The sequence below is a fragment of the Micromonospora sp. CA-259024 genome (assembly GCF_050936255.1).
Classification (GTDB): domain Bacteria; phylum Actinomycetota; class Actinomycetes; order Mycobacteriales; family Micromonosporaceae; genus Micromonospora.
Map to the genome: position 1 here is coordinate 3,279,239 of NZ_JBNJND010000001.1, position 23,104 is coordinate 3,302,342.

Sequence of the window (23,104 nt, forward strand, 5' to 3'; positions counted from 1 at the left end):
TATGGCGTACGCTGTTATGCGTAGACCATACGCAGAACTAGGATGGCGAGGCAAGGAGGAAAACGTGGCGGCAAGGACAGACGACAACGGCCCGGCGATCCCGCCGGCCATCGAGAGCGCCTGGGGGTTGCGTGAGCGGCCACCCAAGGGGCCCCGGCCAGGGCTGACCGTGAGCGGCATCGTGGACGCCGCCGTGCGGGTGGCCGACGCCGACGGGCTGGCGGCCGTCTCGATGAGCCGGGTGGCCAAGGAACTGGGCGCCGCCACCATGGCCCTCTACCGGCACATCGGCTCCAAGGACGAACTGCTGACGCTCATGGTGGACGCCGGCTACGGCCCACCGCCCGGGCCGCCCTCGCCGGAGGACGACTGGCGCGCCGGCCTCACCCGCTGGGCCTGGGCCGAGCACGACGTGCTGCGGCAGCGGACCTGGCTGCTGCACGTGCCGATCACCGGCCCGCCGATCACCCCGCAGCAGCTCGGCTGGATGGAGCACGGGCTGCGCTGCCTCGACGGCACCGCGCTCGCCGAGAGCGAGAAGATGTCCACGCTGCTGCTGATCACCGGGTACGTCCGCAACGAGGCCACCCTCAGCACGCAGATCGCCGAGGGCAGCCGCGCCGCCGGCATCGAGCCGGGCGAGATGATGCCGGCGTACGCCCGGATGCTCGGCCGGCTCATCGATCCGGCCCGCTTTCCGGCGCTGCACCGGGTGCTGACCTCCGGCGTCCTGAACCAGGACGACGACCTGGATGAGGAGTTCACCTTCGGCCTGGACCGGATCCTCGACGGCATCGAGGCCCTGATCCATCGCCGGGCGGGGTAAGGGCGCCGGATGCTGCCGAAAGACACCATCGACACCACCGTCCTGCCGCCGGGCGAGCGGTTCGGAATGTGGCTGGACCTGGTCGCGCGCACCTCGGCGCCGCTGCGCATCCAGTCCGCGCACGCCGACGACTTCGCCGCCCGCGCCGACTTCATCGCGCTCGGCCCGATCCAGCTGGTCGAATACCAGTACCCGTCGCTGGACGCCACCCGGACCCGCAAGCTGATCCGCCAGTCGGACCCGGAGCTGTACGTGCTCGCCCTCACCACCGGCGGCATCGGCACGTCCAGCCAGGACGGTCGCCGCAGCGAGATCCTGTCCGGCGAGTTCACGTTCTACGACGCGTCTCGGCCGCACGACGTCTGCCACCACGCGACCGAGCCCGAACGCGACCAGGCGACCTCGATCATCACACTGATCCCGCACGCCGCGTTGCCGCTGCCGCCAGAGCGGATGGCCGCGCTCTACGGCGGCCGGATGTCCGGCAGCGAGGGGATCGGGGCGCTGCTGGCGCAGTTCCTGCTGCAGGTCACCGGGCACCCCGAGCAGTACCATGCCGCCGACGCCAGCCGGCTCGGCACGGTGGGCCTGGACCTGGCCACCACCATGCTCGGCCGGCACCTGGTCGCCGAGGACGCGGTGCCCACCGAGGTCCGCCGCCGGGCACTGATCGCCCAGGTGCAGGCGTACATCCACCGGCACCTCGGCGACGCGACGCTCAGCCCACAGACCGTCGCCGACGCCCACCACATCTCGGTGCGGTCGCTGCACCGGTTGTTCGAGGCCGAGGACTCGACCGTGGCCGCGTACATCAGGGATCTGCGGCTGGCCCGGTGCCGGCGCGACCTGAGCGACCCGGCGCTGCGCAACCAACCGGTGCAGGCGATCGCCGCGCGCTGGGGATTCCCGGACAAGGCCCACTTCAGCCGGGTGTTCCGGGCGGCGTACGGGACGAGCCCGCAGGAGCATCGCGACGCCGTTTCGCATCCGACGCGGATCGTCAACCGCCCGGCGTCCATGGTCAACTCGCTCGGGGCAGACTGACAGCAACGCGGCCGACCGTCGCCCGCACATCGGGCCCAGGTGGGCCGCCAACGGGGGCCGTGGCGAGGCGCCCGCCGCGGGTGCGGCGGGCGGCCGCCCGGTGGGGACGCCGGAGGCCCGGGTCCCGTCACTCTCCCCCAGGATCGTCGGCGGGGCCGGTCAGGCCTTCTCCAGCAGCTCCAGCACGACCCGTTCGGCCTCCTCACGTGGCGCCCGCGCGTCCACCGACGCCACCACCCCGTCGTGGTAAAGGTCGACCACACGCGGATCCACGTAGGACGCGCGTGCCACCGTCGGAGTGTTGCCCAGCAGCTCGGCCACCTCCCGCATCACGGCGACCACCGCCTTGCGTCGGGCGGTCACCGAGCGGGCCGGGCCGGCGGTGGCCAGCTCGGTGGCAGCGAGCACGGTGGCGTGCCAGGTACGGAAATCCTTGGCGGTCATCTCCCCGCCACTGGCGTCGCGCAGGTAGCCGTTGACCTCGTCGCTGCGCACGTCGCGCCACTCCCGGCCGTCCCAGTAGCCGAACAGCCGGTCCGCCTGCCGCCGGCGACGGCGCAGATTGATCAGCACCTGGCACAGCTCCGGGTCCTCGATCCGGCGGACCTGCTCGATGCCTCCCTTGGCGGGAAACACGAAGACCACGCATCCGCCCCGCGACCGGGCGTGCTCGGGACGCAGGGTGGACACCCCGTACGTCGGGTCGTCGCCGGCCGCGTACTGGTCGCTGCCGACCCGGAACATCCCCATGTCCAACAGTCGGGCCACGGTGGCCAGCACCCGGTCCCGGCCCAACCCTCGGCCGTCCAGGTCACGCCCCACCCGCTCCCGCAGGGCCGGCAGCCGACGGGCCACCTCCAGCATGTGGTCGAACTTCGCCTCGTCCTGCTTCTCCCGCCACTGCGGGTGGTAGACGTACTGCTTGCGCCCGGCCGCGTCGATCCCGGTCGCCTGGATGTGCCCGTTCGGGTGTGGTGAGATCCAGACGTTCTGCCAGGCCGGAGGGATGACCAACTCCCGCAGCCGGGCCAGGACCTCCGGATCCCGGACCGCATCGCCAGTCGGATCGAGGAACAGCCAGCCCCGTCCGCGCCGGCGTCGTCCGTATCCCGGCCGGCCCGGGTCGCTACGCCGCAACCGCACCGGAGACCCGCACCACCCTTTCCACCTCGGCCACGGCGGTCAGCACCTCGTCGAGGCGCAGAGCCGCCATCGTCGGGTGGCTTCCTACCCCGTCCCACCTGGGCCTATCCCCGTCGCCGGCCCAGAGCACCCGGTGCTGGGGCCGATCCGGTGGCGGCCCCCAGTGGGTCGGCGGCACCGGCCCGAAGAGGACCACCGACGCGGTGCCGTACCCGGTGGCCAGGTGAGCCACCCCGGTGTCCCCGCTGACCACCAGCCGAGCGTGCGCGACCAGCGCGGCGAGCGCGCCGAGGTCGGTCCGGCCGGCCAGCACCGAGTCGGACGCCAAACCGGCGGCGTCGGCCACCCGGACCGCCAGCGCCCGTTCGTCGGCCGATCCGGTGAGCAGCACCCGGTGCCCCTGTTCGGTGAGCGTCCGCGCCAACGCGGCGAACCGCTCGGCGGGCCACCGCTTGGCGGGGATCTTGCTGCCGGGATGCAGCACGGTGGCCCCGCTGGGCAGCCCGGTCGGTCCGGGCCGGCGCAGGGCGAGGTCGCTGCGATCAGCCGGGATGCCGTACCAGGACAGCAGCCGGCACCACCGGTCCACCTCGTGCTCGTCGCCGGCCCATCGCGGGCCGTCGGTGAAGCCGGCGTCCGGTGTGGCGAAGGCGAGCAGCCGCCCGGGTCGGGTGGCCGCCAGCAACCGGTGCGACCGCGGGCCGCGCCCGTGCAGGTTGACCGCGACCTGCGGGGCCGACCCGACCCGGATGAGCCGGTCCAGCCCGGTGGTGTCCACCAGCCGGTCGACGCCGCCGACCAGGTCGACCAGCGGGGCCAGCCAGGCGGGCGCGGCGAGCGCCAGCTCCCGACCGGGGTACGCGGCCCGCAGCGCCCGCAGCGCGGGCACCGCGGTGACCAGATCGCCGACGCCGAGGGCGCGCAGCACGAGGATCACGGGTACGAGGTCTCCTGCTCGGCGCAGACCACCAACTCGCGAACCGCGCAGCCGGGCGGCTGGTTGAGCGCGAATATGATCGCGGCGGCGGTGTCGACGGGATCGTTGAGACTGGCGTCCGGCCCCGGCTTGTACTGCGGGTCACGTTCGTCGAAGAACGCGGTGCGCATCCCGCCGGGGATGAGCAGGGTGACGCCGACCTGGCCGGCGAGTTCGGCGGCGAGGGCGCGGGTGAAGCCGACCACGCCGAACTTCGCCGCGCAGTACGCGGTGGCGTCGCTGACCGCCTTGACGCCCAGGGTGGAGGCGACCGTGACGATGCGGCCCCGGGAGGTCAGCAGGAACGGCAGCGCGGCCCGGATCACCGCTGCGGTGGCCAGCAGGTCGACGGCGATGATCCGGTCCCAGGTCTCCCCCGGCACGTCGGTGAGTCGGCCCGGCACGTCCATGCCGGCGGCGGTGACCACCGCGTCCAGGCCGCCGGCCTGCTCGGCCAGGTGCTGGGTGGCGACCTCGGCGGCCCGGGTGTCGGCCAGGTCGCACTCGGTCCACGACACCCCGTCGATCGGCGGCTGCCGGTCCAGCACGAGCGGTCGACCACCGGAGGCGGCGATTGCGGCGACCACCGCCGCGCCGAGCCCGCTGGCGCCGCCGGTGACCAGGACGGTGGGCCCGGCGCCGGGCCGCGTCGCGGTCATCGGGTCCGCTCCCCGATGGAGCGAACGATCATGTCCGTGGTGGAACGGCCGTCCAGATAGGGCACCACCACCGTGTTCCCGCCCCACCGGCGCAGGACCTCCGCCTCCGGCAGGGTGGCCGCGGCGTCCCCACCACCGGTGGCGTAGTCGCCGCCCTTGACCCAAATGTCCGGGCGTACCCAGGACAACGCCGCGTCCGGGGTCGGCTCGTCGAAGATGAGGACCGCGTCCACGCAGCTCAGCGCGGCCAGCAACCGGCTGCGGTCACCCTCGGACATCACCGGCCGGTCCGGCCCCTTCAACCCGGCCACGCTGGCGTCGGAGTTGAGGCAGACGATCAGGCAGTCGCCCAGCTGCCGGGCGGCCTGCAGGGTGGCCACGTGCCCGGCGTGCAGCAGGTCGAAGCAACCCCCCGTCGCCACCACCGTGCCGCCTGCGGCCCGTACCTCACCGAGGAGCGTCGCCACTGCGGCGACTCCCACCCGGTCACCACCCGGACCAACCACACCGGCGCTCCTCGCGGGCGCTGGCGGAGGCAGGGCCGCCGCCACTCCCCCACCGGCCACGTACGCGGACGCCTCGGCGACCGCCGCCTGCACCGCTTCGGAGACCAACGCGCCCTGGGCCAACGCGAGGCTGGCGGCGGCGGCGAACCGGTCGCCGGCCCCGCAGGTGTCCCCCTCGGCGCTGCCCGGGGTCGGCACCACCAGCGGCGTCGACCCGGCGTGGCAGAGCAGCGCACCGTCGCCGCCCAACGTCACCGCGACCGCACCGGCCCGCCAGCGCCTCCGTAGCCCCTGCGCACCCCGGGACGCGGCGGCCAGTCGGGAGGCGCCGGGCAGTGCGGGGACCAGCTCGCGCACCTCCGACTCGTTCGGGGTGGCCAGGTGCACGCCGGGCACCGCCGCCGGGCCACGCGGGTGCGGGTCCCACACCACCGGCGCGCGGGTGGCGGCCAACGCGTCGCGCAGCGCGGGCTGCCGGGCCACCCCCCGGCCGTAGTCGCTGACCAATACCGCGGACGCCGCCCCGAGCACCCGGAGCACCTCGTCGGACGGCTGACCCGGCTCGCCCGACGCGCCGCCACGATCGTGGCGCAACAGCACCCGACCCCGGGCCCTCAGCCGGATCTTCTCCGGCGTCGCACCGGACAGGGCCAGTGGGTACACCTGCACACCAGCGGCGGCGAGCAACGCGCTCAGTCGGGCCCCGCCGGCGTCGTCGGCGAGCGCGGTCACCAGCACCACCTCGGCGCCCTGCGCGGCGGCGAACACCGCCGCCAGACCGGCCCCACCGGGTCGATCGATGGCCGCGGTCTCGTCGAGCACCGGCACCGGGGAGTCCGGGCAGAGCCTGTTCACCACCCCTTCCACGTCCCGGTCCAGCAGGGTGTCCCCGAGCACCACCACAGGTCCCCTCACGCTTGCCTCCTCATCCTCACGCGTCGACCTGCTGTCCGGTCCCACCGTCGAGCACCACCTCGACCCCGGCGCGCACCGGGCCGGCCGACGGCGGGCCGGCCGGCGCGGGCTCCGCCGGCACCGGGTGGACGGCCGCCGGGTCGACGGCCGCGGCCAGCGCGGCGGGCAGTTCCTGCTCGAGGTACTCACAGAGCAGGTGACTGGTCACGAGGTGCAGCTCCTGGACGACCTGGGTATCGGGGGACGCGACGGCCAGCACGTCGTCGCAGGCGTCGGCGAGGGGATTGGGGGTGGCTCCGGTGAGCGCCCAGGTGGTGAGGCCGGCGTCGTGGGCGGCCTGCGCGGCGGTGACCAGGTTGGGGCTGGTGCCGCTGGTGCTGAGCAGCAACAGGACGTCGCCGGGGCGGCCGTGGGCGCGCACCTGACGGGCGTAGACGTCGGCGTAGCCGTAGTCGTTGGCGATGGCGGTGAGCGCGCTCGTCTCCGCGTGCAGGGCGATCGCGGACAGCGGCTGACGGTCGTGGTGCAGCTTGCCGACCAGCTCGGCCGTGAGGTGCTGGGCCTCGGCGGCGCTGCCGCCGTTGCCGGCGACCAGCAGGCGGCCTCCGGCGGCCAGCCGGTGGGCCAGGTCCGCACCCCAGCGCGCCAGTTGCGACTCGCACCGCCGGTACGGCACCAGCGCCGCGGCGAGATTCGTCAGGTGGGTGTCGAGCAGGCTGCCCGCCGGCATCAAGCCACCACCCGGGTCGGCCGGCGCACCGCGGCCACCTCGCTGTAGACCTCGACCAGCCGCTCGGCGGTGGCCGCCCACGAGTACCGCGCCCGGGCCCGCTCACGCGCCGCCGTGGCGTACGCGAAGCGCCGGATCCGGTCGTCGAGCAACCCCTGGATCGCGGTGGCCAGCGCATGCGGGTCCCGCGCCGGCACGAGGTCACCGGTCGTCCCGTCGACCACGGTGTCCCGGATGCCGCCGACGGCGGTGCCGACGACCGGCACCCCGCAGGCCATCGCCTCCAGCGGGGTCAGGCCGAACGGCTCGTACCAGGGTGCGGCGACCAGCAGGTCCGCCGAGCGGTACCAGCGGCCCATCTCCTCCCGGGGCACCGCGCCGACCAGGTGCACCCGGTCAGCCACCCCGCAGGACTCGGCCAGCGCCCGCAGCCGTCGGGCGTACGGGTCGGTCTCCAGCAGCCCCTCGGGTGGGCCGCCGACGACCACGCACTCGGCGTCCGGGACCAGCGCCATCGCGCGGATCACGGTCTGGAAGCCCTTGCGTTCGACCAACCGGCCCACCGTCAGGATCCGGGCCCGATCCGGCTCGCGGTCGGCGGCCGGCCCGAGCGGGGCGAACGTGGCGAGGTTGACTCCGGAGGGCACGACGGTCATCCGGGACCGGGGCACGCCCATCCGGACCAGCTCGCCCACCTCGTCGCGGCACTGCGCGATGATCCGGTCCACCGAGCGGCCCAACTCCCGCTCATAGGCCACCCGTCGGGCCGGGCTGGTGTCCTGTACGCCCTGGTAGCGGCGCTTCACCGTGCCCAGCGCGTGGTACGTCTGCACCACCGGCACCCCGGTCTGCCGGCCGGCGGTCAGCGCCGCCAGACCACTCATCCAGAAGTGCGCGTGGATCACCTCGGGCACCCAGTCGCCGCCCCGCCAGCGCTCGATCAGCCAGCGACTGAACTCCCGCATGTGTGGCAGCAGCGCGTCCTTGGCCACCGGCTCGGCCGGGCCGGCCGGCACGTGCACCACGTCGTACCCGTCCGGGCTGCGGACGGTCACCGGAAGGTCGAGCGCGTCCCGGCGGGTGTAGACCCGCACCTCGTGCCCGGCGGCAGCGAGCGCGGCGGACAGCTCCGCGACGTGCGTGTTCTGGCCGCCGGCATCCTCCCCTCCGAGAACGGCGAGCGGGCTGGCGTGCTCCGAGATCATCGCGATCCGCATACTTCCTCCTCCAGCAGCCGGTCCCAGTCAGCGAGGAAACGGTCGAGGCCGTACTTGTCGCGGGCGGCCGTTCGTGCCGCCACGCCGGCCTGGCGGGCGGTCGCCGGTTCGGCGATGAACCGGCGGGCGGCGTCGAGCAGGGTGTCGGTCCGGGTGGCGAGGGCCCCCGCCTCGGGGGGCACCGCCGTCACCGCCTCGGTGGTGGCGAGCGCGACGACCGGCATGCCGATGGCCATCGCCTCGATGAGGCTGAGCCCGAGCGAGGTCCACCGGCACAGGTGCAGGTACGCGCGGCGTCGGGCCAGTTCGGCGTGCATCCGGTCCTGGGGTACGTCGTCGTGGGTGGTGAGCCGGTCGGTGGGCAGCCCGAGGTGGTCGGCGAGGCCGGTGACGCCCATGCCGTAGACGTCCAGTGGTGCGATCTCGGCGAAGTGGGGCAGCAGATCGGTGCCGGTGACGCGGCCTCGACGTACCGGTTCGTTGATGACGACGGCGAGTCGGTCCAGTTCCCCGGTGTAGGTGGCGGTGGGGGCGACGATGCCGTGGTCGACCACGGTGGTGCGGGTGGTGCCGGTGTCCCAGAAGATCTGGTTGAACCCGGTGACGTGGGCGATGAGCAGGTCGTCGCGGTCGGCCATCGGGTGGCGGGTGTGGGGTACGTCCCCCTTGGGGGTGTTGTGTTCGACGTAGATGGCGGGGATGTCGCGGCCGGGGCGGCGACTCAGCCACTTTTCGGCGAGGTCGATCTCCTCGGGGCGTTGCAGGATGACCAGGTCGACGTCGGTGTCGGGCAGGTCCTCCGGGCTGACTTCGATGGCGTTGTCGGGCCAGGGGTAGGTGCGGGCCCGGCCGAGGCCGTAGGGGCCGCGGTCGGGTGTGGTGGGAATCAGGTAGCGGTGGCTGCCGTGCACGAACGACGTGGTCCAAGAGCCGTGCACGTGCCAGAGCAGGATGTTCATCGGCCGCCACCACCACCGACGGCGAGCGTCCGCAGCGCGTCGACCACCTCGTCCGGGTCGATGCCGCTCAGGCAGGGGTGCCCGGGGACCGGGCAGCTGGCCGCCCGGGTGTCCCGGCAGGCCGTGGCGGCGTCGCCGAGTCGGACGGTGGGCACCCGGTAGGGCCCCCACTGGCCGAACGGAACGGTCGGCGCGAAGAGACTCACCACCGGTACGCCGGCGGCGGCGGCCAGGTGCGCGGGCCCGGTGTTGCCCACCACGACGGCACCGGCGTCCGCCACGATCGCGGCCAGCCCGGCCAGGTCGGTACGGCCACCCAGGTCGGTGCCGCCGGCCGCCGCGACCCGGGCGGTGACCGCACGCTCGTCGGAGCCGCCGGTGACCAGCACCCGGTGCCCGGCGGCGGTCAGCGCCCCGGCGATCCGGGTCGCCAACTCGGGCGGGCAGGCCCGACTCGACGCGGCCGAGCCGGGGTGCAGCACCACGTACCCCGGCTCGCCGAGGTCTGCCGGGCGCGGTGCCATGGCGTCCCGTCGGAGCCGGAGCACAGGCTCGTCGCCGTCGGGCAGCCGGTGGCCGGCGGCGGCGGCGAGGGAGAGGGCACGCTCGGGTTCGGGGACGCCCACCGGCACCCGGTGCCGGATGTCCAGCAGTGAACCCGGATAGTCGTCGCTGATCGCCGCGATCCGGCCGATCCCCGCCATCCGCAGCAGCAGCGCCAGCGGCAGCGCGGACTGGTGGAACGAGGTGAACACCACCGCCTCATCCGCGTCGACCGCGCTGAGGCGCGCGGTCAGGCTCCGCATCGCCTCCGGGTCGACCGGTGCCGGCGTGGGGTCGATCCACGGCAGCGGGTGCTCGATGATCTCGTCGACGCCGGGCAACAGGTCGGCGGCCGCACGTCCACGCGGCCCGCACAGCAGCACCACCCGCTGCGCGCCGGCCGCGACGGCACGGATCGCCGGGCCGGTGACCAGCATGTCCCCTGCCGAATCCGAGCGGACCACCAGCGCCGTCCGCACCGGGACACCGGGCGGGGTCGGTGGCTGCACGGCCTGTTGGCGGCGCAGGATCTCGTCCACGGCCGCCGGTAGGTCGGTGGCCACCCACCCGGCGGCGGCGATCTCCTCCGGCCGGGTCACCGGGGTCGGCACCAACACCCCCGCCGCTCCCGCGGCCAGCGCTGCGGCGACGTCCCGGCCGATGTCACCCACCAGCACACACCTGGACGCGGTCGTGCCCAGCTCCCGGGCCGCCGCGTGCACCAGCCCGGGCGCCGGCTTACGGCAGTCACAGCCGTCGGCGTCGTCGTGCGGGCAGACCAGCCACGCGTCGAAACGACCCAACAGGTCCTCGACGCGGGCGTGCACCGCCCGCATCTGCTCCCCGGTGAAGTAGCCACGGGCCAGACCCGACTGGTTCGTCACGACCGCCAGCCGCAGCCCGGCCGCCCGCAACCGGTCCAGCGCCGCCCGCGCGCCCGGCACCGGCCGCACCTTCTCCGGATCACCGTTGTACGGCACATCCTCGATCAGGGTGCCGTCGCGGTCCAGCAACACCGCGTCGTACAGGACGGGTCGGGGGTTGGCGACGGACCCGGAACCGGCGCGGTCAGCAACGGCGTACACCCCGGCTGACCTGCGCTGATACGGCTCCCCCTGGTCCTGTCGCACAGCCGGCGGGTTCCCTGCGCCCCGAGGAGTAAACGTCGTCGTCGACGCGGTGGACCAGCGCCGCCAGCGGTGCCCCGTGCGGCCTTACCCGCCGCACGGGAGAAGCTAACCCGCCCGCCGTTAGCCCCGCCGTGGCGCGGGTATGGGAGCCCAGTGGCGATTGTGGAGAAAGTGATCCAGGCTCCCCCGCAGCAGGTGTTCGACGTACTGGCCGACGGGTGGACGTACAGCGACTGGGTGGTCGGTACCACACACATGCGCGACGTCGACGACGCATGGCCCCGAGTGGGCAGCCAACTGCACCACCGGGCCGGCCCGTGGCCGTTCTCGTTGCAGGACGCGTCGACGGTGCTGGTCTGCGAGCCGCCGCACCGGCTCGTGCTGCGGGCCGGGCTCTGGCCGGCCGGCGAGGCGATCGTGGCGTTCACCCTGGAACCGGTCGGCGAGGGCGCCACCCGGGTCCGCCTCGGGGAGGACTTCGCCGCCGGTCCGCTACGGTGGGTCCGCAACAAGATCAACGACGTGGTCCTGCACCTGCGGAACCGGGAGACGCTGGACCGGCTCTCGGACATCGCCACGCGGCAGAGGGGATGACCGTGACGCAGACGGTGGTGGTGACCGGCGCGAGCGCTGGCGTTGGTCGGGCCGTCGCGCACGCGTACGCGGCCCGGGGCGCCCGGCTGGCCCTGCTGGCCCGGGGAGAGGCGGGCCTGGCCGCCGCCGAGCGGGAGTGCCGGGAGCGCGGCGCCACCGACGTCCGCGCGTACCGGGTCGACGTCGCCGACGCGGGGGCGGTGCAGCGGACCGCCGACGACGTGGTGCACCGGTGGGGCCGCGTCGACGTGTGGGTCAACAACGCCATGGCCTCGGTGTTCGCGCCGGCCTGGGAGATCCCGGCGCGCGAGTTCCGCCGGGTCACCGAGGTCACCTACCTGGGCACGGTGCACGGCAGCCTGGCGGCGCTACGGCACATGCGGGCGCACGGGCGGGGCACGATCGTGCAGGTGGGCTCGGCGTTGGCCTACCGGGGGATCCCGCTGCAGTCGGCGTACTGCGCGAGCAAGCACGCCATCCAGGGGTTCAACGACTCGCTGCGCGCCGAGCTGCTGCACGACTGCCCGGGGGTCAAGCTGTCGATGGTGCAACTGCCGGCCGTGAACACGCCGCAGTTCTCCTGGGTCCGTACCCGGCTGCCCCGACATCCGCAGCCGGTGCCGCCGATCTTCACGCCCGAGTTGGCCGCCCGGGCGATCGTGTGGGCCGCCGACCACGGCAGCAGGGAGCTGAACGTGGGCGGCCCGACGTGGAAGGCCCGGCTGGCCGACACCCTGTTTCCCGGGCTGCTCGACCGGAAGCTGGCCCGCGACGGGTACGACAGCCAGCAGACCGGCGAGGAGATCGACCCGGCCACCTGGCGGGACAATCTCGACCATCCCGGCGATGAGAAGACGGACCGGGGCACGGCGGGTGTCTTCACCGAACAGGCGCGTAACCGTTCGGCGGCACTCTGGGTCGGCACCCACAAGCCGACGTTGTCCGGCGTCGCGCTCGCCGCTGTGGCGCTCGCCCTCACCGCCGTTGCCCGCCGTAGGCGCTGACCGGCCGCCGCCGGCGTTCATCGGCCGTTGCGAATCTTGACCGGCAGCGCCGCGACCAGCGGATCGATGCTCGGACACAGCGGGACACCGCCACCCGCAACGCCCGGAAGGGGTGCCTCTTCAACCCGAATGTGACAACTGGATACCCTTTCCGGGAGCCCCCCGTCCGCAAACCGAGGATGTCCGACATGATCGAGCCTGTGCAGCTGCCGTCGCCGTGGCGGGACGCACGCCTGACCGTCGTCGTGCCCACCTACAACGAGGCGGGCAACCTACCCGCGCTGGTCGAGCGACTGCTGGCACTGCCGCTGCCCGGGCTGCGCATCCTCGTCGCCGACGACAACTCCCCCGACGGCACCGGCGACGTGGCCGACAAGCTGGCCATCGAGCACCCGGACCGGATCGAGGTCGTGCACCGCGCCGGCAAGGAGGGCCTCGGCCGGGCGTACGTCGATGGGATGGGGCGGGCGATCGAGGGCGGCGCCGAGTACGTGGCGCAGATGGACGCCGACCTGTCGCACCCGCCGGAGGCGCTGCCGGGGATGCTGGGCGCGCTGCTCTCCACCCAGGCCAGCGTGGTGATCGGCTCCCGGTACGTGCCCGGTGGCGAGCTGGACGAGAACTGGCCGCTGTACCGTCGGGTGCTCAGTGGCTGGGCGAACCTCTACGTGCACACCCTGCTGCGGGTGCGTATCCGTGACCTGACCGCCGGCTTCAAGATCTGGCGTGCCGACGCGTTGCGCGACATCGGTCTGGACCGCGTGCAGTCCAACGGTTACAGCTTCCAGGTGGAGATGCACTACCTCGCCACCAAGCTGGGGCACACCATCCTGGAGGTGCCGATCCGCTTCGAGGAGCGGCGCGACGGCGTCTCCAAGATGACCACCGCCACCAAGGTGGAAAGCGCCCTGATGCCGTTCCGCCTCCGCAGCAAGCACCGCAACATCACCCGCTAACCGTCCCCTGCCCCCCCCCCCCCCCGACCCACCCCGACCCACCCGGTGATCAAGAGGTTTGCGTCACCAGCGCCCCGAAACCTGACCTAAACCTCTTGATCACCGGGGCAACCGGGCGGGGGCAAGGGGATGGGGGCAGGGCGGGTGGGGGCGGGTCAGGTGGGGTAGATGGTGCGGTGGGCCGTGGTGATGGCGGCGGCGTAGGCGCGGCCGGTGAGCGCACGGTCGCGGGCCAGCGCCGCGCGGGCCGCGTTCGCGCCGGGCGCGCCGTGCACGCCGCCGCCGGGATGCGCCGACGCGCTGGCCAGGAAGAGCCGGTCCACCGGGGTGTCCGCCCGGCCCAGGCCAGGAATCGGTCGCAGGAACAGCTGCTGGTACGCGGCGGCGGTGCCACCGCCGAGCGCGCCGCCGACCAGGCTCGGGTCGCCCTTCTCCAGGTCGGCGGGCCCGGCCACGTGTCGGCCGACGACCAGTTGGCGGAAACCCGGGGCCGCCGCCTCCAGCACGTCCTCCATCCGCTGCACGTGCCCGACGACGTCCTCGGCCCGCCAGTCCCGCCGGAACGGCAGGTGAGTGTACGACCAGAGCGACTCGGTGCCCGGCGGAGAGTGGCTCGGGTCGGCCACCGACATCTGCCCCACCAGCAGGAACGGGTCCCGGGGCAGCTCGCCACGGGCCAACTCTCCCGCGTAGCGGGTCAGCCCGTTCAGGTCCGCGCCAAGGTGTACGGTGCCGACGCCGGCCAGTTCCCGGTTCGTCCAGGGCACCGGCGCGGAGAGCGCCCAGTCCACCTTCAGCGTCGAGCCGTCCCACCGGAAGTGCGCCAGGTCCTCCACCAGCCGCGACGGGAGCGCCGCCGCGCCGACCAGGTCGAGGTAGAGCGCTGGGGCGGGGACGTCGGCGAGCACGGCCCGCCGGGCCCGCCACAGCGCGCCGCCCTCCGTGCGTACCCCCATCGCCCGGCCCCGCGCGGTGAGCACGCGGTCGACGCGGGCGCCGTAGAGGATCACTCCACCGCGCTCCTCCAGCCGGGCCACCAGCGCGTTGGTGATCTGCTGTGCGCCGCCGTCGGGCACCGGCCATCCGACCTGCTGGCCCAGCATGGCCAGCAGCCAGCCGTACACCCCGGAGCCGGCCTCCTCCGGGGACAGGTCGGTGTGCAAAGCGCAGCCGGCCAGCAGGGCCGGCCCACCGGCACCGTCGAAGAGCTCGTCGCCGAGTTTGCGGACCGGCACCACCAGTCGCCGCGCCAGTCGCAGCGCGCCGGCGACACGCAGCCGACGCAGCAGACCCAGCCCTCCGCGTACCGGCGGGAACGGCGAGGTGATCGTGTCCAGCATCGGCTCGGCCACCTCGAGCCAGTCGGTGTACGCGTTGAGCCAGCGCTTACCGTCCCCGGGGGCGAACTGCTCCAGCGAGGCGGCCGTCACGTCCGGATCCCGGTTGATCACCGCGGCCCGGCCATCCGGCAGGAGGTGCGCCAGCACGTCCGGCGAATGCCGCCAGGACAACCCGTGCCGACCCAGGTCGAGGCCGCGCAGCACCGGTGAGGCGTACCCGAGGGGGTAGAACGAGCTGTAGAGATCGCTGAGGTAGCCGGGCGCGGTCACCTCGGCGGAGCGGACCGCGCCGCCGGGCACCGCGGTCGCCTCCAGCACCACCACGTCCCAGCCGGCGTCCGCCAGTAGGTTGGCCGCCACGAGGCCGTTGTGACCGGCTCCGACGATGACGGCGTCCGCGCTCTGCGCGCCGGTGGTGTTCATCCGATCCGCCTACCCGAGGCGCAACCGGGCGAAACGCGTTTGTCTCGCCGGGGCCGGGGCATCCAACGCCGCATGTACACGGTTGCGCAGTTGGTGGGCGGGGTGTGGGGCGCGGGCGGCGACGGCGGCGAGTTGGTCGTGCACAACCCGGCGGACGGTTCGCCGGTCAGCACGGTGCCGGTGGCCACGGCCGACGAGGTGGGCAAGGCGACCCAGGCGGCACGCGGCGTGGCGGACGAGTGGGCGGCGACCGCTCCGGCCGAACGGGCCGCCGCGCTGCACCGGGCCGCGGACGCGGTCGCGGCGGTCACCGAGGAGTTGGCCGCGGCGGTCACCGCGGAGATGGGCAAGCCGTTGGCGGACGCTCGCGGCGGCGTCGAGGCGGGCATCGGCACCCTGCGACAGTACGCGGAGCTGGCCCCGCTGCGCGGCGGGCGGACGCTGAACGGTGCGGCGGACGCGGTGGACTTCATGACACCCCAACCGCGCGGTGTGGTCGCCGCGATCACACCCTGGAACGACCCGGTGGCGGTCTCCTGCGGCCTGCTCGGCGCGGCCCTGGTCACCGGCAACGTGGTGCTCTACAAGCCCAGCGAACGGACACCGGCGACGGGCTGGCTGCTGGCCCGGGCGCTGGACGGGGCCCTGCCGGCCGGTGTGCTGTCGCTGCTCACCGGTGGGCCGGAGGTCGGCGCGGCGCTGGCCGCGCAGGAGGTCGACGTGGTGGCGCACGTGGGCTCGACCGCCACCGGGCGGGCGATCGCCGCCGCCGCGGCCGGCACCGGCGCGAAGGTGCTGCTGGAGAACGGGGGCAGTGACCCGTTGATCGTCGACGCTGGTGTCGACCCGGAGTGGGCGGCCGGTCAGGCCGCGCTGGGCGCGTTCGCCAACGCCGGGCAGATCTGCGTGGCGGTGGAGCGGATCTACGTGCACCGGGAGGTGGCCGAGGACTTCGTGGCCGCGCTGATGCGCCGCGCCGACGCACTGCGGGTCGGGCCGGGCGGGGACCCGGACACCGAGCTGGGCCCGTTGGTCGACAGACGCCACCGGGACCACGTGCACGGGCAGGTGGCGGCGGCCGTGGCGGCCGGCGCACGGGTGCGGGTCGGCGGCGAGGTGCCGGATGGGCCGGGGGCGTTCTACCCGGCCACGGTCGTCACGGACTGCCGGCATGACATGCCACTGGTACGGGAGGAGACATTCGGGCCGGTCGCCCCGGTGGTGCTGGTCGACTCGTTCGACGAGGCGCTGCGCTGCGCCGCAGACTCCCCGTACGGGCTGGCCGCCACCGTGTTGACCCCGTCGATGAGTCACGCACAACGGGCCTGGCGGGAGCTGCCGGTGGGCACCGTCAAGGTCAACGCGGTGTTCGGGGGCGCGCCGGGTGGCGCCGCGCACCCGCGCCGGGGCAGTGGGCAGGGCTTCGGGTACGGCCCGGAGCTGCTGGACGAGTTCACCGCCACGAAGGCGGTGCACATCGAGGCGCCGGGCGGTGGGCAGTGGTGAACGGGACGGGCGGACGCAGGGGTGGTGCGTCCGCCCGTCCCGTGTCGGGTCGCTCTGGTGCGGCGGCTGAGGTCAGTCGCCGCGGGCCTTGCGGGTGGCCCGGTCGTTGGCCTTCTCGATGGCCTTGACCAGGTCCGGCTTGGTCATGCTGGACCGACCGGGTACGTCCAGCTTGCGGGCCACCGACATCAGGTGGTCCTTGGTGGCGTTGGCGTCCACCCCAGCGGCGGTGGGTGCGCGCCGTTCCGGCCCGCCGCCGGCGGCCTGCTGGTCGCTCGGACCCTTGCGGCCCTTCGGCTCCCAGTGGTCGCCCACCTTCTCGAACTCGTGCTTCACCGCGGCGAAGGCGGTGCGGTGCGACCGCTCCCCCTCGCCGTAGGTCTCCACCGCCGAGTCGTGCGTCTTCTCCCAGGTGCGCTGCGCCTTATCCGGGGAGCGTCGCAGCGTGCTGGGCAAGTCCTCGCGCCCGGGCATCTCGTCCTCCTCCGTGTCGACAGGGTCACCCTGACCGTTCCCCGCTGACGCGGCGGCAAACCATACGCGGTGCCCGGAGGCGCTGGGAGAGTTTCTCGATTTAGCGATTCGGGTACGGCGGGGCCCAGGCCCGACCGGACGACCGGTCATCCGGGGCCCGGGGCACAGGGAGCGGGCATGACGACCATGGAGCCCGGTACGACGCTCGGCGGCAGACCGGGCACGCGGGTGCCCCGGCGGATGCGGCAGCTGAGCTGGCGGACGTGGCGTGGGGTGCTGGTCCGCAGCGTGCGGAACTTCGTCACCGACAACTGCTCCGACTCGGCCGCCGCGCTGACCTACTACGGCGTGCTCGCGCTCTTTCCGTCCGCCATCGTGGTGGTGGCCCTGGTCGGCCTGGTCTCCAGCGGGGAGCAGACCGTGGACACGGTGGTCGACCTGGCCACCCAGATGGGCGCCGGGTCGGTGGTGGCCGACGACGGCGTGGTCGGGGTGATCCGGGCGGTGGTGGTCGAGCAGAGCAACGCCAAGGTGCTGCTGAGCTTCGGTCTGCTCGGTGCGCTGTGGTCCGCGTCGGGCTTCATCGGCGCCTTCACCCGGGCGTCCAACGCCGTCTACCGGGTGACCGAGGGCCGGCCGGTCTGGAAGCTGCGGCCGCTGCAGATCGGCCTGGCCGCGATCACGCTGGTGCTGCTCGCGCTGGTCGCCCTCGGGCTGATCGTCAGCGGCCCGGTCACCGACGCGGTCGGGGACCTGATCAACGCCGGCGGCCCGGCCCGCACGGCGTGGAGCGTGGCGAAGTGGCCGGTGCTCGCCCTGATCATGATGGCGCTGCTGTCGCTGCTGTTCTGGATCGCGCCGAACGTGCGGCAGCCCCGGTTCCGCTGGCTCACACCGGGCGGCGCGGTGGCCCTGATCGCCTGGGCGGTCGGCTCCTTCGGTTTCGGCCTCTATGTGGCCAACTTCGGCTCGTACGACACCACCTACGGCAGCCTGGGGGCGGCCGTCGCGTTCCTGGTCTGGCTCTACCTGTCCAACTCGGCGCTGATGCTGGGCGTACAGATCAACGCGGAGGTGCAGCGCGGCCGGCAGTTGCAGGCCGGCGAGCCGGACCCGGAGGAGCCGGTGCTGCCGCCACGGACGCCCGCCGACACCTGAGGACCGGTTCGGGGTCGGATGTCCGGTCCGGAGCCGCGCCGACGGCCGGTGCGTGGTCCGGTGTCGGTTTACCGGGCGGGGTGCCGGGTAGCGCAGAAGGCATGGAGCGTGGCAACAGCAAGCACGGACCGAGGATCGACGAACAGATGAGCCAGGAGGTCAGCGGCCTCGTGCAGGGGCCGGGGACCGGCGGCTCTCGGGTCGACGAGTCGCGGGTGCCGGAACCGGCTGGCGAGGACCAGCCGGAGACCACCACCGCACCGGCCGGCGAACTGCGCACCGGCGCACCGAAGGGGATGAGTTCGACGGACGTCGAGCAGCGAAGCCGGCTCGGCCGGTTCATCTCGATGAGCGCGCTGCCGGGCGACCGCCTGACGCTCATCGCCAGCGCGCGCGACAACGAGGCGCCGGACGACATCGTGGCGGCGCTGGAACGCCTGCCCGAGGGCACCGTCTACCAGACGGTTTCCGAGGTGTGGGCCGCGCTCGGCAACAAGAACGAGACAACTCGCTGGTGAGAAGGATCGCCCCCCGATCCGGACGACCACCAGCGACTGAAGGAGGTTCCCTGATGAGTGGCGTTACCGAACATGTGGACGTTTCCGTGCCCGTACGCACCGCGTATGACCAGTGGACTCAGTTCGAGGAGTTTCCCGAGTTCATGGAGGGTGTGCAGGAGGTCCGGCAGCTCTCCGACACGATGACCCACTGGACGGTGGACATCGCCGGGGTGAAGCGCGAGTTCGACGCCGAGATCACCGAGCAGCTGCCCGACGAGCGGGTCGCCTGGCGCTCGACCGACGGCACCCAGCAGGCCGGTGTGGTGACCTTCCACCGGCTGGAGCAGGACAAGACCCGGGTGACCCTGCAGCTCGAGTTCGAGCCGCACGGGGTCGTCGAGCAGGCCGGCGACAAGCTCGGCATCGTCGACCGGCGCGCCAAGGGCGACCTGGAGCGGTTCAAGACCTACATCGAGCGGCGCGGTCAGGAGACCGGCGCCTGGCGCGGAAAGGTGGACCGTCCGCAGCCGTGATCCTGAGACAGCGACATCCGATGGCCGCCGGAATCTCGGCGGCCATCGCCGTACCTGAGCCTGGTCGCGCCGTTTGCGATCATCACGCCCGGGTACGGCTGATGGCATGACCGACGACAACAGGGTGTGGCGCAACGAGGAACGGCTTTCGTTGGAAGAGCTGGAGCGCGCCGTGTCGGGCTCCAGCCTCGACGGGCAGGCCGACGACGTGACCGGCAACGACGCCGGTGAGGAGGCCGCGTTCGGGCACGGGCCGGCAGCGGCGGACCGGGGCGGGCAGGCCCAGGGCGGCGGCCGGGAGCCCACCGACCCGGAGCGCGCCTACCGCCCGTCCACCACCGGCCGGACCGGGCCGGACGTCTGACCCTCCCCGTCGGCCTGAACGGGCACCGGCGGCGCGGCCAGCTCCGGGGTGGGCCGGCCGCTCGATCGGCGCGCGTCCACCTCGTACAGGACGATCAACGCCAGCGCGAGCACCACCAGGGCCGAACCCAGCGCCTGCACAGACGTGTTCCCGATCAGCACGCCGAGCCCGGCCGGAACGAGCGCCGCGCCGATGCCGGCGGCACCGATCTGGAGCCCGATGGCCCGGTCCGCGTGCGCCGGACCGACCCGGTCGGCGGTGGTGAGGGTGAGCAGCGGAAACACCGGCGCGGCGGCGAAACCGACCACGACCAGGCCGAGCACCGCCAACGCGGCCGGCCCGGGGACGGCGATCAGCACCGCGCCCACGGCCATCCCGATCAAACTGACACGCAGCACGAGCCCGGCCCCCAGCCGCTCGGCCACCACACCCTGCACCACCCGGCCGACGAAAAGGCTGCCCCAGTACGCGGAGACGCAGCCGCCGGCCACCGCCGCGCTCAGCCCACGCCCCTCGGTCAGCAGCAGGAACGCCCACAGGCCGGCGGACACCTCGATGGCGACGTACAGCACGAAGGCGAGCGTCCCCGACCAGACCGCCGGCAGTCGCAGCGTCGCCCGGACCGGGATCCGGACGGGCGGCGGGTTGGCACCCGCGGCAGTGGGTGACGTCCCGACGGCGGTGTCCGCCCCGGTGGCGCCCGGGACGCCGCGTTGCCAGGCCCGCACCGTGAGCGCGAACGCGGCGGCAAGAACGAGCTGGGCGGCGGCGATGATGCCGTACCCCCAGCGCCAGGCGAGCCCGGCGCTCAGCGCCCCGGTCATGATCAGCGGGCCGATCGCCACGCCCAGGCCGAAGAAGGCGTGCAGCCAGTTCATGTGGCGCGGGCCGAAGGCCCCGGCGGCGTACGCGTTGAGCCCGGAGTCGACCGCGCCGGAGCCGAGCCCGACCAGCAGCGCACAGCCCACCAGCACGGCCAGCACCGGGCTCACGGAAAAGCCGGCCAGCGCAAGGCTGGCCAGCAGCGTGCTGCCGGCGAGCAACGCACCCACGCCCACCCGGGCCAAGGTGAACCCGGCCAGCACACTGGAGGTGAGGTAGCCGATGGTGCCCGCGGTGAGCACCAACCCGACCGCTTCCGTCGGTACGCCGAAGTCGCCCCGAATGGAGGGCCAGCCGACGCCCAGCAGACCGTCGGGGAGGCCGAGACTGACGAACGCGAGGTAGGCCAGCAGGAGCAGCGAGGCGCGGGGACGCGGGGGCGTGGTGGACACGAGGAACCATCCTGCCGCAGCGGCACCCTAGTGGCGGAGGCACCCGATCGCTCGCGGCGGCAAGAAGTCGTGTCCGGACGGTCGAGAAAACGGACAGCTCATCCAGAATCGACCGATCGGAGGACGGCAAGTCGGACGGTTCGCGTAAGAATTTCGGGATGCATCAGGGCTCCGGATTCCTCTCGACGCGTCAGCGCCGCCTCGCCTGGCTCGGCTTCCTGCTCGCCGCACTGCAGGCGCCCGTGTCCGCCTGGCTCGTCGCCGACGAGTCGTGGCTGTTCAGCCTCTGCGTCGCGCTGATGGTGGCCACCGTGATCATCGCCGACGACGCGGCGCGGCGACGGCCGGCCGACGCGACCGGCGACTAACCTCCGCTACCCGGCCGGGCCTCGTGCCCCGGCCGGCCCCGGGTTCGGCGGCGCTCCTTCATCTCCGCCTCGTAGAGGTGGCGTCGCCCGCCCACCAACTCGTCGCGGGCCTGCTGGTCCACCTCCCGGAACAGCGCGTGGTAGCCGTCGTCGAAATCCTCGACGATCTGGAACGTCCACCGCCCGGCGATGACGTTGCGGCCCAGCAACTCGGTGTCGATCCGGTCGGCGATCCGCTGATGCCCGGCGGCGCGGAACTGCTCCACCGCGTCGTCGAGCATGAGGTCGGCATGCCCGATCAGCTGGTGCAGCGAGTACAGATGCCCCCGGGCCCGCTCCACGCACTCCAGCGCCTCGCTGAGCTTGCCCAGCGCGGCGACGGTCGCGTCGCTCACCCCGGCCGGCCGCCGGTGCTGCTCGTCCGGTCCGTCCGCCTGCTGTCCCATCCGTGCCTCCGTGCCGTGTGTCGCCGTGTGCGGGTGGTTCCCCTGCTGCCCCGTCTGTGCCGGATCAACCCCCGCGGTCAACTCCCGTTGTCCAGTGACGCGGCCGACATCCACCGAGTGGCCGAGGCCGACGCGGTCACCGGTCGGTTAGCCTCGGTCACCATGCGTGTGCCGTTCAACCGGGTCACCTCCCGTACCGCCGTCGACTCGGCGCGGTCCACCCTGGCCGCCCTCACCGTCTCCATCGGGACTGTCGGGCTCGCCGCCGCCGCCGCGCGACCGGGGCTGCTCGCCCTCGTCGACCAGCACGCGGCCGCCATCCGGGACAGCCTCGACGGGGACCGTCGCCCGCTGACCGCCGCGACGCTCGCCGGCTACGCCGAGGGGGTCCGATCGGCCGCCCTGGAGCACGGATGGGTGCCGCCGAGCGGGCCGGTGGACTGGAGCCGCCCGGAGTGGCTGCTCACCCGACTGCTCGCGGTCTGCGCGCTGGCCCGTTCGCTCGACCCGGCCTGACGCGGGCGGGGAGGGCACCCCGCGTCGTCCGCGGAACACCCTCCCCACCAGCCGTACCCTTCCCGCCCGCTACGAGCGGTACTGCTGGGCCTCGTCCACCTGGGGCATGGCCTGGGTGCGGTCGCCCCCACGGTCGGCCATCTGCCGCTCCACGTCGCTTCGCCCGGCCGTCGTGGCCTGACGCTGCTGCTGCACCGCCCGGGCCTCCTGGGCCGCCCGGTCCAGCCAGCCGTCCCACCGGTTCTGCATCGGCTTCACGAGACCACCACCGACACCGATGATCAGGATGCCGGCCACCGTGGCGAGCACCGCGATCAGCACCGGAGTGGTCACCGTGGTGGCGATACCCACCTGGTTGAGCGCGGCGATCACGCCGAGGGCGATGATGAAGATCGCCGTCAGGTCGGCCAGGACCTTGCCGTACGAGAGCCCTCCCAGCGCCCCGGTGACCAGATCCCGGACGGCGTTGGCGATCGCGGCCGCCACCACCACGATGACGATCGCGATGAACGCACGCGGCAGCCAGGCCACCACGCCGCTGATCAGGTCACTGATCGCGTTGGGCCCCCAGACTCCGAAGGCGAACTGCAGCGTGAACAGCAGTACGGCGTAGTACGCCAGTCTGGCCAGAATGTCGCTGGCGTCGTACTTCGTTCTCTCCAGGGCCCGTTTGATCCCGCCGCGTTCGACCGCCTGGTCGAAGTGCACCCGTTCCAGCACCGTATCCACGATCTTGAGGACGGCTCTGGCGATGAGCCAGCCGACCACGAGGATGACGATGAAGGCCACTGCCTTCGGGATGAAGAGCAGCACCGACCTCCAGGTGTCGGCGATGGCATCACCGATGTCGGCCTGCCGGACCGCGAGGGTTTTCAGCATGATGTCCCTCCTGTCGCATGGACTGCGACGGGCGCATACCCGGCAACCGGTGCGGCAGTCCGCGCAGTGCGTCGCGTTTTTTGCGACAAGCCGCCGGACAGGGGCCCTGAACTGCCCGAAC

25 protein-coding genes are annotated in these 23,104 nt (G+C 73.4%); 12 read left to right on the forward strand and 13 right to left on the reverse strand.

Annotation, left to right across the window (positions count from 1 at the left end; all coding sequences use genetic code 11):
* The first annotated feature begins 64 nt into the window (after positions 1–64).
* Both ACQEUX_RS14305 and ACQEUX_RS14310 read left to right on the forward strand, forming a co-directional pair.
* Entirely contained in the window at positions 65–826 is a 762-nt protein-coding gene (locus ACQEUX_RS14305) for a TetR/AcrR family transcriptional regulator (RefSeq protein WP_433046866.1), read from the forward strand.
* A gap of 9 nt (positions 827–835) precedes the next feature.
* A complete protein-coding gene (locus ACQEUX_RS14310; protein WP_433046869.1) occupies positions 836–1,870 on the forward strand; it encodes a helix-turn-helix domain-containing protein in 1,035 nt (344 codons plus the stop codon).
* Positions 1,871–2,029: 159 nt separating this feature from the next.
* Here ACQEUX_RS14310 and ACQEUX_RS14315 read toward each other — a convergent pair whose 3' ends face one another.
* The 8 genes from ACQEUX_RS14315 to ACQEUX_RS14350 are packed head-to-tail and all read right to left on the reverse strand — an operon-like array spanning position 2,030 to position 10,648.
* Positions 2,030–3,013 carry a DNA topoisomerase IB gene (locus tag ACQEUX_RS14315; RefSeq protein ID WP_433046873.1) on the reverse strand — a complete coding sequence of 328 codons (984 nt, stop codon included), beginning with the start codon at positions 3,011–3,013 and terminating at the stop codon, positions 2,030–2,032.
* Complete coding sequence (locus ACQEUX_RS14320; RefSeq protein WP_433046877.1) at positions 2,997–3,950, reverse strand: glycosyltransferase family 9 protein; 954 nt, start codon at positions 3,948–3,950, stop codon at positions 2,997–2,999. The genes ACQEUX_RS14315 and ACQEUX_RS14320 overlap by 17 nt, the downstream gene beginning before the upstream one ends.
* Positions 3,947–4,648: an SDR family oxidoreductase gene (locus ACQEUX_RS14325; protein WP_433046880.1), complete on the reverse strand. Its 702-nt coding sequence runs from the start codon at positions 4,646–4,648 to the stop codon at positions 3,947–3,949. The genes ACQEUX_RS14320 and ACQEUX_RS14325 overlap by 4 nt, the downstream gene beginning before the upstream one ends.
* The gene (locus tag ACQEUX_RS14330) at positions 4,645–6,069 is read right to left on the reverse strand and encodes a PfkB family carbohydrate kinase (protein ID WP_433046883.1); all 1,425 of its coding nucleotides are present in this window, start codon (positions 6,067–6,069) and stop codon (positions 4,645–4,647) included. Before ACQEUX_RS14330 ends, ACQEUX_RS14325 begins: the two co-directional genes overlap by 4 nt.
* A 16-nt stretch (positions 6,070–6,085) precedes the next feature.
* Positions 6,086–6,802, reverse strand: a complete 717-nt coding sequence (locus ACQEUX_RS14335) for a D-sedoheptulose-7-phosphate isomerase (RefSeq protein ID WP_433046886.1) — start codon at positions 6,800–6,802, stop codon at positions 6,086–6,088.
* Positions 6,799–8,016, reverse strand: coding sequence for a glycosyltransferase (locus tag ACQEUX_RS14340; RefSeq protein WP_433046889.1), 1,218 nt, complete (start codon positions 8,014–8,016; stop codon positions 6,799–6,801). Before ACQEUX_RS14340 ends, ACQEUX_RS14335 begins: the two co-directional genes overlap by 4 nt.
* Positions 8,001–8,975 carry a glycosyltransferase gene (locus ACQEUX_RS14345; RefSeq protein ID WP_433046892.1) on the reverse strand — a complete coding sequence of 325 codons (975 nt, stop codon included), beginning with the start codon at positions 8,973–8,975 and terminating at the stop codon, positions 8,001–8,003. Before ACQEUX_RS14345 ends, ACQEUX_RS14340 begins: the two co-directional genes overlap by 16 nt.
* Positions 8,972–10,648: an HAD-IIIA family hydrolase gene (locus ACQEUX_RS14350; RefSeq protein WP_433046895.1), complete on the reverse strand. Its 1,677-nt coding sequence runs from the start codon at positions 10,646–10,648 to the stop codon at positions 8,972–8,974. The genes ACQEUX_RS14345 and ACQEUX_RS14350 overlap by 4 nt, the downstream gene beginning before the upstream one ends.
* 153 nt (positions 10,649–10,801) lie before the next feature.
* Here ACQEUX_RS14350 and ACQEUX_RS14355 point away from each other — a divergent pair, with 153 nt between their 5' ends.
* The 3 genes from ACQEUX_RS14355 (at position 10,802) to ACQEUX_RS14365 (ending at position 13,202) form a co-directional block, all read left to right on the forward strand.
* Positions 10,802–11,242 carry an SRPBCC family protein gene (locus tag ACQEUX_RS14355; RefSeq protein WP_433046898.1) on the forward strand — a complete coding sequence of 147 codons (441 nt, stop codon included), beginning with the start codon at positions 10,802–10,804 and terminating at the stop codon, positions 11,240–11,242.
* Positions 11,239–12,246 carry an SDR family oxidoreductase gene (locus tag ACQEUX_RS14360; protein ID WP_433046901.1) on the forward strand — a complete coding sequence of 336 codons (1,008 nt, stop codon included), beginning with the start codon at positions 11,239–11,241 and terminating at the stop codon, positions 12,244–12,246. The genes ACQEUX_RS14355 and ACQEUX_RS14360 overlap by 4 nt, the downstream gene beginning before the upstream one ends.
* 188 nt (positions 12,247–12,434) lie before the next feature.
* Positions 12,435–13,202 (forward strand): polyprenol monophosphomannose synthase, encoded by a 768-nt coding sequence (locus ACQEUX_RS14365; protein ID WP_433046904.1) that lies wholly within the window; start codon positions 12,435–12,437, stop codon positions 13,200–13,202.
* Positions 13,203–13,357: 155 nt separating this feature from the next.
* Here the strand turns inward: ACQEUX_RS14365 and ACQEUX_RS14370 are convergent, their stop codons facing one another.
* Complete coding sequence (locus ACQEUX_RS14370) at positions 13,358–14,965, reverse strand: phytoene desaturase family protein (protein ID WP_433046907.1); 1,608 nt, start codon at positions 14,963–14,965, stop codon at positions 13,358–13,360.
* Positions 14,966–15,037: 72 nt separating this feature from the next.
* Here ACQEUX_RS14370 and ACQEUX_RS14375 point away from each other — a divergent pair, with 72 nt between their 5' ends.
* Positions 15,038–16,471 carry an aldehyde dehydrogenase family protein gene (locus ACQEUX_RS14375; protein WP_433046910.1) on the forward strand — a complete coding sequence of 478 codons (1,434 nt, stop codon included), beginning with the start codon at positions 15,038–15,040 and terminating at the stop codon, positions 16,469–16,471.
* A 72-nt stretch (positions 16,472–16,543) separates the two neighbouring features.
* On the opposite strand, the gene ACQEUX_RS14380 is transcribed toward ACQEUX_RS14375, so the two are convergent.
* A complete protein-coding gene (locus tag ACQEUX_RS14380; protein ID WP_433046913.1) occupies positions 16,544–16,945 on the reverse strand; it encodes a ChaB family protein in 402 nt (133 codons plus the stop codon).
* Positions 16,946–17,122: 177 nt separating this feature from the next.
* Here ACQEUX_RS14380 and ACQEUX_RS14385 point away from each other — a divergent pair, with 177 nt between their 5' ends.
* The 4 genes from ACQEUX_RS14385 to ACQEUX_RS14400 all read left to right on the forward strand — a co-directional run bounded on the left by ACQEUX_RS14385 (position 17,123) and on the right by ACQEUX_RS14400 (position 19,500).
* Complete coding sequence (locus ACQEUX_RS14385; protein WP_433046916.1) at positions 17,123–18,103, forward strand: YihY/virulence factor BrkB family protein; 981 nt, start codon at positions 17,123–17,125, stop codon at positions 18,101–18,103.
* Positions 18,104–18,204: 101 nt separating this feature from the next.
* Positions 18,205–18,621: a DUF2795 domain-containing protein gene (locus ACQEUX_RS14390; protein WP_433046919.1), complete on the forward strand. Its 417-nt coding sequence runs from the start codon at positions 18,205–18,207 to the stop codon at positions 18,619–18,621.
* A 53-nt stretch (positions 18,622–18,674) separates the two neighbouring features.
* Entirely contained in the window at positions 18,675–19,136 is a 462-nt protein-coding gene (locus ACQEUX_RS14395) for an SRPBCC family protein (RefSeq protein WP_433046922.1), read from the forward strand.
* A gap of 106 nt (positions 19,137–19,242) precedes the next feature.
* Positions 19,243–19,500: a hypothetical protein gene (locus ACQEUX_RS14400; RefSeq protein ID WP_406068148.1), complete on the forward strand. Its 258-nt coding sequence runs from the start codon at positions 19,243–19,245 to the stop codon at positions 19,498–19,500.
* Here the strand turns inward: ACQEUX_RS14400 and ACQEUX_RS14405 are convergent.
* On the reverse strand, positions 19,458–20,774 hold the full coding sequence (locus ACQEUX_RS14405) for an MFS transporter (RefSeq protein ID WP_433046925.1): 1,317 nt from the start codon (positions 20,772–20,774) through the stop codon (positions 19,458–19,460). The genes ACQEUX_RS14400 and ACQEUX_RS14405 overlap by 43 nt on opposite strands.
* A 158-nt stretch (positions 20,775–20,932) precedes the next feature.
* Here ACQEUX_RS14405 and ACQEUX_RS14410 point away from each other — a divergent pair, with 158 nt between their 5' ends.
* The gene (locus ACQEUX_RS14410) at positions 20,933–21,142 is read left to right on the forward strand and encodes a hypothetical protein (RefSeq protein WP_433046927.1); all 210 of its coding nucleotides are present in this window, start codon (positions 20,933–20,935) and stop codon (positions 21,140–21,142) included.
* Here ACQEUX_RS14410 and ACQEUX_RS14415 read toward each other — a convergent pair.
* Entirely contained in the window at positions 21,139–21,588 is a 450-nt protein-coding gene (locus ACQEUX_RS14415) for a hypothetical protein (RefSeq protein ID WP_433046930.1), read from the reverse strand. The genes ACQEUX_RS14410 and ACQEUX_RS14415 overlap by 4 nt on opposite strands.
* Before the next feature lie 162 nt (positions 21,589–21,750).
* Between ACQEUX_RS14415 and ACQEUX_RS14420 the strand changes: the two genes are divergently transcribed.
* Entirely contained in the window at positions 21,751–22,104 is a 354-nt protein-coding gene (locus tag ACQEUX_RS14420; protein ID WP_433046933.1) for a DUF6401 family natural product biosynthesis protein, read from the forward strand.
* 69 nt (positions 22,105–22,173) lie between these two features.
* On the opposite strand, the gene ACQEUX_RS14425 is transcribed toward ACQEUX_RS14420, so the two are convergent.
* Positions 22,174–22,983 carry a mechanosensitive ion channel family protein gene (locus ACQEUX_RS14425; RefSeq protein WP_433046936.1) on the reverse strand — a complete coding sequence of 270 codons (810 nt, stop codon included), beginning with the start codon at positions 22,981–22,983 and terminating at the stop codon, positions 22,174–22,176.
* Positions 22,984–23,104 lie beyond the last annotated feature (121 nt).